The sequence below is a fragment of the Streptomyces sp. NPDC005151 genome, from assembly GCF_053599875.1.
Window position 1 is genome coordinate 1 of record NZ_JBSFYR010000170.1, and the last position, 7856, is coordinate 7856.

Here is a 7856-nt window from a genome sequence, read left to right on the forward strand (position 1 = left end):
ACGCCCCGCACCCCACCACCACGTGGGCAAACCACCCAAAACGAATGCCCGACGGAACGCAAGAAAGGATCAAGCACCTTAAACGTCAAGCTGAGAGCGGGGCGGCCGGGTCACTCCCCCGCGTCGCCGTCGACGGCCTCGCGTATCAGGTCGGCATGACCGTGGTGACGGCCGGGCTTCAGCAGGGCCAGTTGCCGGTGGCCAGGAAGCGTCGGATCGTCGCGGCGTACGGGGCGATGTCCAGGCCCTGTTCGGCGAGCCAGTTGTCGGAGTAGTACTTGTCGAGATAGCGCTCTCCGGGGTCGCAGAGCAGTGTGACGATGCTGCCGGTGCGGCCCTGGTCCACCATTTCGGCGACGAGTTTGAACGCGCTCCACAGCCCGGTGCCGGTGGAGCCGCCCGCCTTGCGGCCGATGGCCTGTTCCAGGGCGCGCACAGCAGCGACGCTGGCCGCGTCCGGCACCTTCATCATCCGGTCGATGGCGCCGGGTACGAAGCTCGGTTCCATCCGGGGCCGGCCGATCCCCTCGATGCGTGAACCGCAGTCGCTGGTGGCGAGGGCGTTGTGGTCGGTCCAGCCGTCGAAGAAACAGGAGTTCTCCGGGTCGGGCACACAGATCCGGGTGTCGTGCTGCATGTAGTGCACATAGCGGGCTATGGTCGCCGAGGTGCCGCCCGTCCCTGCGGTGGCGACGATCCAGGTGGGTTCCGGATAGCGCTCCAGCCGCAGCTGCTGGTAGATCGACTCGGCGATGTTGTTGTTGCCGCGCCAGTCGGTGGCCCGCTCGGCGTAGGTGAACTGGTCCATGTAGTGGCCCCCGGAGTCGGCGGCGAGCCTGGCGGACTCCTCGTACAGCTTCTGGGCGTCGTCGACGAAGTGGCACTGACCGCCGTGGAATTCGATCAGCCGGCACTTCTCGGAGCTGGTGGTGCGGGGCATCACCGCGATGAACGGCACCCCGATCAGCTTCGCGAAATACGCCTCCGAGACGGCCGTCGAACCGCTGGACGCCTCGATCACCGGCCTGCCCGGCCGGATCCAGCCGTTGCAGAGCCCGTAGAGGAAGAGCGAGCGGGCCAGCCGGTGCTTGAGACTGCCCGTGGGGTGCGTCGACTCGTCCTTGAGGTAGAGATCGATCCCCCAGGCCTCGGGCAGCGGGAAGCGCAGCAGATGCGTGTCGGCGGAGCGGTTGGCGTCGGCCTGGACCTTGCGGACGGCCTCCTTCAGCCAGGCCCTGTAGTCATGGTCGGTGCGGTCGATATCGACGGTCGCCGTGACCTCGCCGTCGGGCCTGCGCTCACTGGTGTTCATCAGCACGCTCCTGCTCGTCGTGACCGGACTTGCGGGCCACCGGCCCCCGGACTCCGCATCCCACGATAGGCCCCCTACCTGCACAAACTTTGACTTTGGGGATCCATAGCACTGCCTTGGTGCCGGGGAGCGGGACGACTTCGGCACGCCGTGGCGCATTCGCGACATGCTGCCTCGCTGCGACCTGGTGCGCCTGCGGCCGTGTGGGCAGACTGACCCTCAGAAGCGTAACGAAGGGGGCGAACCAGCCATGAAGGAAACGGAGTTCAGCGCGACGGGGGTACGGATCGAGCGGTGGGCCCGGTCGCTCACCAGGGCCGGTCAAGTGATCGTCAAGGACGGCCGGGTGGCACTGCTGACCAGTTACGGGCGGGAGATCGACAGCGCCCCGGCGGGGGCGGTTCGTGCGCGCAGGCCATGGTTCGCCGGGGTCGACTCGACGGTGGCGCGGGTCAACGGGACGTGGTACCGGCTGACCATGGGGCAGCGCGACCGTGGGCCGGCCCGTGCGGGGCCGTCGCGACGTTTCCTGGAGGCGCTGCGCAGCGCGGGCGGCCGACCGGGCCGAGGAGCGGGGCCGGCCGGGCGGGGCTGACGGTGCGCCACGGCCGGCTCACTGCGAGTTGCGGAGCCCTGACCCCTGGGCGACATTGGAATCGCGTCACTCATGGTTTACCGGCGGTGACACTGTGATCCAGCCCGCCGGACCAGGAACGACAGACGGCCACCCGCCAACTCCGTTCCGTCGTCTTCTTCCGGACCTATTTCGGGGAGTCGCAGCCGTGATCAGCGAGCCAAGCAGGCACTGCACGGTGGAGCTCCAGGCCCTGCCGTCGCGGATCGGTCAGGTCCGCAGAATCATCTCGGCGCAATTGCGCTACTGGCATCTCGACCCTCTGATCGACCAGGCAGCGCTCGGCGTCACGGAGCTTCTGACCAATGTCCACCGGCATGCACAGCCGGACAAGACGTGCACCGTCGAGATAGAGCTGCTGCTCGAACGTCTGACGGTCTCCGTCCATGACCATGACCCGCGGCTACCGACCGTGCGCGCGGCCGACGCCTCCAGCACCTCGGGGCGCGGACTCGCGATGATCGCCGCGGTCAGCGAGAGCTGGGGGTTCCGACCGTGGGGCCGGGCCGGGAAGGTCGTCTGGTTCACGCTGCCGGCTCCTTCTCCGACGGTGGCTCTGCCGCCGAACTCGCTGTACGGGGCGACGACCGACGGCCCGTTCTGTGCCGTGACCACCACGTCTCCCCGGGAGGCCGTGGCGCACACCGACGCCCGGTCCGCCGTGGTCGGTTAGGGCCTGATCCGAAAGACAGGTCCTGGACGCAGCGAGGAGCGGGGCGCCCGCGGGCGCCCCGCTCCTCGCTGCCTGTGTTCAGTCGGCGGCGATGGCACGGAGCACGTCCAGGCGCGCCGCACGCCGAGCCGGTCGCCAGCCGGCCAGCACCCCGGCGGTGATCCCCACCAGCGCGACCACCAGCAGCCGTGTGGGCGGCAGCGCGAAGGCGAACGGGGTGTCGCCCGCACCTTCGGACGCCTTCACGAGCACCCAGCCGAGGAAGCCGCCGAGCAGCAGACCGCCTGCTGTGCCGAACGCGGCGACCAGGACGGATTCCCAGCGGACCATGGTCCGCAGCTGACTTCTGGTCTGTCCGACGGCCCGCAACAGGCCCAGTTCCCTGGTGCGTTCATGGATGGCCAGGGTGAGGGTGTTGGCGATGCCGAGCAGGGCGATCAGTACGGCGAGTGCCAGCAGCGCGTAGACCAGCGTGAGCATCATGTCGATGGAGCCGGCCGAGGACTGCGCGTACTCGCCGCGGGTCTGTACGTCCGGACTGCCGTACGCCGCGGCGGTCTTCTTGACTGCCGCCTTTCCGTCGGCGGTCGACACCCCGTCCTTGAACGACACGGCGATGAGCGTGTCGGAGTCCTGTGCGCGGTGCGGCGCCCAGGCCTGCCGGGTGATGACGTAGGTACCCGCCAGTTCCGACCGGTCGTAGACCGCGCGGACCGTGAAGGTCTGCTGCTTGCCGTCGGTGAAGGTGAGCCGGGCGGTGGAGCCGGTGTGCAGACCGCGCTCGGCTGCCTCCGCCTCGGACACGGCGATGCCGTTCGGGCCCAGTGCGTTCATGGATCCGCGGACCGGGCCGAGGTCGAAGACCCTGGCGAGCGCGGCCGGGTCGGTGACGGTCAGGGCGCGTCCCGCACCGTTGACCTCCGCAACGCCCTTGCCGAGGCCGACCGCGGTGGACACTTCGGGCAGCCGGCCGACGGCGGGCGCGAGTGCGGGGCTGAGACCGCTGCCACCGGCGCCGAACGCGGGTGCGCTGATGGCGACATCACCGGCGAAGGAGCGGTCCACGGTCTGGTTCATGGTGGCCTTCAGCGAGGCGCCGAAGACGGTGAAGAGCGAGACGACCGCGACGCCGATCATCAGCGCGGTCGCGGTGGCGGCGGTCCGCTTGGGGCTGCGGAGCGCGTTGCGCCTGGCCAGTGCGCCGGTGACACCGCGCAGCCGGTCGAGTGGAGCGCCGAGGATCCGTACGGCGTATGTGGAGGCGGCCGGGCCGAGCACCACGAAGGCGGCGAGCGCCAGGACCGCACCGGCGGCCGACGGCCAGACGGACGGATGGGCAAGGACGCCGGTCAGGATGGTGCCGACCGCCACGAGCAGCAGCATGACACCGGTGACGGTGCGGGTCCGGGAGGCCGCCGAGTCGTCGACGGCGGTCTCGCGCAGGGCCGCGAGCGGTGCGGTGCGTCCCGCGCGGACGGCGGGCAGGAGAGCCGAGCCGAGACAGACGAGTACGCCGACGGCGAGCGGAAGCAGCAGCGAGATCCCGCTGATCACCAGCGCGCCGTCGGGGAACGGGAAGCCGACGGCGGGGAACAGCGCCTGCAGTCCGGCGGCGATCCCGATGCCCCCAGCCAGTCCGGCGGCGGAGGCGAGCACGCCGACCGCGGTTGCCTCGACGAGGGCCGAGCCGAGGATCTGACGGCGGGACGCGCCGAGGGCGCGCAGCAGGGCATTCTCCCGGGTGCGCTGCGCGACGACGATCGCGAACGTGTTGTGGATGGAGAAGGTGGCGACCAGCAGGACGATCCCGGAGAACACCAGCAGCAGCGTGGTGAACAGGCTGAGGAACGCACCGGAGATCATGCTCTGGTTCTCGGCGGCGGAGGCCTGTCCGGTGATGGCCTGCGTGTCGGCGGGCAGCACGGGAGTCAGCGCGTCCACGAGTTCCTGCTGGCTGGTGCCCGGGCGGGCGCGCACCTGGATGCTCGACGCCTCGCCGGGCTTCGGGGTCAGGTACTTCTCGGCGTCGGCCTGCGTCATCCCGGTGAAGGTGACCTGGCCCATGCCGTCCTCACCGCCGAAGGTGGCCAGGCCGACGACGGTGACGCGCACGGGGTCGGGGGTGCGCAGTACGGTCGTGTCGCCGATCTTCAGCCCTCCCCTGTCGGCGGTGCCGCGGTTGATGACGACCTCGCCGGACCGGGACGGGGCGCGCCCCTCGGCGAGCGTGTAAGGGTTGAGCTTCGGGTCCTGGATCCAGTTGCCGGCGACGGTGGGCGGGCCCTGGCCGCCGATGGGCTTGCCGTCGGCGCCGATCAGCTGCCCGGCGCCCTGGATGTCGGGAGCCGCGGCGGCGACGCCCGGCGTCTGCTCGATCGTCTTCACGAGGGTGGTGCTCACCGGCTGCCGGGTGCCCTGCCCTTCACCGGGCACGGTCACCACATTCGTACTGCGGACGACCGCGTCCGTACCGGCGGCGGCGTTCGCGAACATCGTGTCGAAGCCGGCGCGCAGGGTGTCGCCCATGACGAGCGTGCCCGCGAGGAAGGCGACGCCGAGCAGAACGGCGGTGAACGTGCCTGCGAAACGACGCTTGTGGGCGCGGAGCGAGGAGACGCTGAGGCGCACGGAGGCGCGGGCGCCGGTCATGGCGTCACCGCCGTTGCGCCCGGCGACGGGTCGAAGGCCTTGAGCCGGTCGAGCACGCGCTCCGCGGTGGGGTCCGGCATGCGGTCGACGAGGCGCCCGTCGGCGAGAAAGACGACCTCGTCCGCGTGGGCTGCGGCGACCGGGTCATGGGTGACCATGACGACCGTACGGGAGGTCCGGCGAACGGTGCGGCCGAGGAGCCGCAGCACCTCCTGTCCGGCCCGGGAGTCGAGGTTGCCCGTCGGTTCGTCGGCGAAGACGACGTCGGGGCTGCCCGCGAAGGCGCGGGCCACGGCGACCCGCTGCTGCTGTCCGCCGGAGAGTTCGCCGGGCCGGTGGTGCAGCCGGTCCCGCAATCCCACGGTGTCGATGAGCGCGTCGATCCACTCCCGGTCGCCGCGCTCCCCCGCGAGATCGATGGGAAGGGTGATGTTCTCGGCGACAGTGAGAGTCGGGATGAGGTTGAAGGCCTGGAAGACGAAGCCGATGCGCTGTCGGCGCAGCAGGGTGAGCCTGCGGTCGTCGAGCGCGCTGAGGTCCGTGTCGCCGATGAGAGCGGAACCGGAGGTGAGCGTGTCGAGTCCGGCGGCGCAGTGCATCAGGGTGGATTTTCCGGAGCCGGAGGGCCCCATGATCGCGGTGAAGCGGCCGGCCGGGAAGTCGACGCTCACCCCGTCCAGGGCCCTGACCTCGGTGTCGCCCGTGCCGTAGACCTTCACGGCGTCGACGACGCGGGCGGCGGTGGCGGCGCCGGTGCGGATGGTCGTGGTCATGCCGCACCTCGCCGGCCGGCAGGGCCGAACTGCTCGTCCAGGACGGAGAGCCGGCGCCAGTACTCGTCCTCGTCGATCTCGCCCGCGGCGAAGCGGCGGCCGAGCAGAGTGATGGGCGACTGTTCTCCGAGGGCGGCGGGGCCGCTGTGCGCGGCGCGGGGGCCCCAGGGGCCGCATCGGCCGCCTCGCCACACGGTATGGCGCAGCACGGTGACGACGGTGACGGCGACGGCCGCCCAGACCAGCGGGAAGAGGAAAATCCACGGCCCGGGTCCACCGGAGTAAGCCAGGGTGTTCATCTCGGTCAGCTCCCTCGGTTCAGAGTTCTCGGTCGGCGTTCTTCCGACGCTTCCGAGCCTGGCCCCGGGAAGGGGTCCGAGTCGTCGTACGGCCAGCGGCAGTGCACGTACCCCCGCGGGAGTACGTGGCGGTCCGGCGGCTGCTCCCGTTGGGTGGCCAACATCCCCGATTTCTGTACCTACTAGTATGTACAGTGCGCTTCATGAGTACTCCGGATCGTCTGATCGAAGCCACCCAGGAGCTCCTGTGGGAGCGCGGCTATGTGGGCACGAGCCCCAAGGCCATCCAGCAGCAGGCGGGCGCGGGCCAAGGCAGCATGTACCACCACTTTGCGGGCAAGCCCGACCTGGCGCTGGCGGCCATCCGCCGCACGGCCGCGGCGATGCGGGCCACGGCCGAACAGGTGCTGGGCGGCCAGGGATCGGCGTACGAGCGGATCTCGGCTTACCTCCTGCGCGAGCGTGACGTACTGCGCGGCTGCCCGGTCGGCCGGCTGACGATGGACCCGGATGTCATCGCCAGCGACGAGCTGCGCGCCCCGGTCGGCGAAACGATCGGCCGGCTGCGCGGACGGCTCGCCGAGATCGTCCAGGAGGGCCTGGACCAGGGCGAGTTCGACAGGACGCTGGTGCCCGACGAGATCGCGGCAACCGTGGTCGCGACGGTACAGGGCGGCTATGTGCTGGCCCGCGCCTCGGGCTCGACGGCGGCCTTCGACGCGAGCGTCAGGGGGCTGCTCTCCCTGCTGGCTCCGCGAACCGGCTCCGGTTCCGCTGGCTGACCCCCTCTCACGCACCACTACTGCCTGAGGAGTACACCGCACGTGCACATCACCAGGAACCGTCCGGACACCTGGTCCGGACCGGCCGAGCACTTCAACGGCACGGTCTGGCTCGACGAGATCGCGGCGCCCGAAGCACCCTCCCGGCTGCGGATGTTCAACGTCCACTTCGCCCCCGGCGGCCACACCGCCTGGCACCGCCACCCGCACGGCCAGGTCCTCCATGTCACCGAGGGCGAGGGGCTGGTGCAGCGCAGGGGCGGCCCGGTCGAACCGATCCGCGCGGGCGACACCGTCTGGATCGAGCCGGACGAATGGCACTGGCACGGCGCCACTCCACGCACCTTCATGACCCATCTCGCCGTCGTCGAGGCAGCCGATGACGGCACCACGGCCGACTGGCACACGCATGCCGACGTCAATGAATACCCCGCCTGAGGAGTACACGATGCATGCCATGCAGTACGAGATCACCCTAGTGAACGAGACAATACGCCATAGCATTTTGCGGCGACCTGCGGACGCAAAGAGCCCCGCTCCTCCAGGGGAAGGAGCGGGGCTCAGCGGGCGTACAGGGACCGTGCCGAGATCGCATCGGGCGTGGTCCCTGCCGCCCCCCACGCGACGGCTGTGATGAGCGGGTCTGTACAGCTAACGGTGGAACTCGGTCGGATTTCTTTAGCGGCGTCCGGCGGTGAGCCGGCCGTCGAAGGCGATGTCGAAGGCCTGGGGTG

The 7856-nt window shown here is 70.3% G+C and carries 8 protein-coding genes; 4 read left to right on the plus strand and 4 right to left on the minus strand.

The features are described 5' to 3' along the window. Nucleotides 1-178: 178 nt before the first annotated feature. The gene (locus ACWD6R_RS38905; RefSeq protein WP_451823079.1) at nt 179-1312 is read right to left on the minus strand and encodes a PLP-dependent cysteine synthase family protein; all 1134 of its coding nucleotides are present in this window, start codon (nt 1310-1312) and stop codon (nt 179-181) included. A gap of 250 nt (nt 1313-1562) precedes the next feature. Between ACWD6R_RS38905 and ACWD6R_RS38910 the strand changes: the two genes are divergently transcribed. Then, nucleotides 1563-1907 (plus strand): hypothetical protein, encoded by a 345-nt coding sequence (locus ACWD6R_RS38910; RefSeq protein WP_451823080.1) that lies wholly within the window; start codon nt 1563-1565, stop codon nt 1905-1907. 187 nt (nt 1908-2094) lie between these two features. Beyond that, the gene (locus tag ACWD6R_RS38915; protein ID WP_451823081.1) at nt 2095-2619 is read left to right on the plus strand and encodes an ATP-binding protein; all 525 of its coding nucleotides are present in this window, start codon (nt 2095-2097) and stop codon (nt 2617-2619) included. Nucleotides 2620-2697: 78 nt separating this feature from the next. Here the strand turns inward: ACWD6R_RS38915 and ACWD6R_RS38920 are convergent, their stop codons facing one another. From ACWD6R_RS38920 to ACWD6R_RS38930, 3 genes are read right to left on the minus strand one after another with little or no spacing between them, the layout of a single operon-like run. Beyond that, nucleotides 2698-5268: an ABC transporter permease gene (locus ACWD6R_RS38920; RefSeq protein WP_451823082.1), complete on the minus strand. Its 2571-nt coding sequence runs from the start codon at nt 5266-5268 to the stop codon at nt 2698-2700. Further along, entirely contained in the window at nt 5265-6041 is a 777-nt protein-coding gene (locus ACWD6R_RS38925; protein WP_451823083.1) for an ABC transporter ATP-binding protein, read from the minus strand. The genes ACWD6R_RS38920 and ACWD6R_RS38925 overlap by 4 nt, the downstream gene beginning before the upstream one ends. Further along, the gene (locus ACWD6R_RS38930) at nt 6038-6340 is read right to left on the minus strand and encodes an SHOCT domain-containing protein (protein WP_451823084.1); all 303 of its coding nucleotides are present in this window, start codon (nt 6338-6340) and stop codon (nt 6038-6040) included. Before ACWD6R_RS38930 ends, ACWD6R_RS38925 begins: the two co-directional genes overlap by 4 nt. A 203-nt stretch (nt 6341-6543) precedes the next feature. On the opposite strand from ACWD6R_RS38930, the gene ACWD6R_RS38935 reads away from it, so the two are divergent. Together ACWD6R_RS38935 and ACWD6R_RS38940 are read left to right on the plus strand one after the other, a co-directional pair. Then, nucleotides 6544-7122, plus strand: coding sequence for a TetR/AcrR family transcriptional regulator (locus ACWD6R_RS38935; protein WP_451823085.1), 579 nt, complete (start codon nt 6544-6546; stop codon nt 7120-7122). Between the two features lie 42 nt (nt 7123-7164). Next, a complete protein-coding gene (locus tag ACWD6R_RS38940; RefSeq protein WP_451823086.1) occupies nt 7165-7560 on the plus strand; it encodes a (R)-mandelonitrile lyase in 396 nt (131 codons plus the stop codon). Nucleotides 7561-7856 lie beyond the last annotated feature (296 nt).

Excerpts from the sequence above, each read along its gene's own strand:
- ACWD6R_RS38920 (WP_451823082.1), bottom strand. The coding sequence starts at position 5,268 with ATGACCGGCGCCCGCGCCTCCGTGCGCCTCAGCGTCTCCTCGCTCCGC.
- ACWD6R_RS38925 (WP_451823083.1), bottom strand. The coding sequence starts at position 6,041 with ATGACCACGACCATCCGCACCGGCGCCGCCACCGCCGCCCGCGTCGTC.
- ACWD6R_RS38905 (WP_451823079.1), bottom strand. The coding sequence starts at position 1,312 with ATGAACACCAGTGAGCGCAGGCCCGACGGCGAGGTCACGGCGACCGTC.
- ACWD6R_RS38935 (WP_451823085.1), top strand. The coding sequence starts at position 6,544 with ATGAGTACTCCGGATCGTCTGATCGAAGCCACCCAGGAGCTCCTGTGG.
- ACWD6R_RS38910 (WP_451823080.1), top strand. The coding sequence starts at position 1,563 with ATGAAGGAAACGGAGTTCAGCGCGACGGGGGTACGGATCGAGCGGTGG.
- ACWD6R_RS38930 (WP_451823084.1), bottom strand. The coding sequence starts at position 6,340 with ATGAACACCCTGGCTTACTCCGGTGGACCCGGGCCGTGGATTTTCCTC.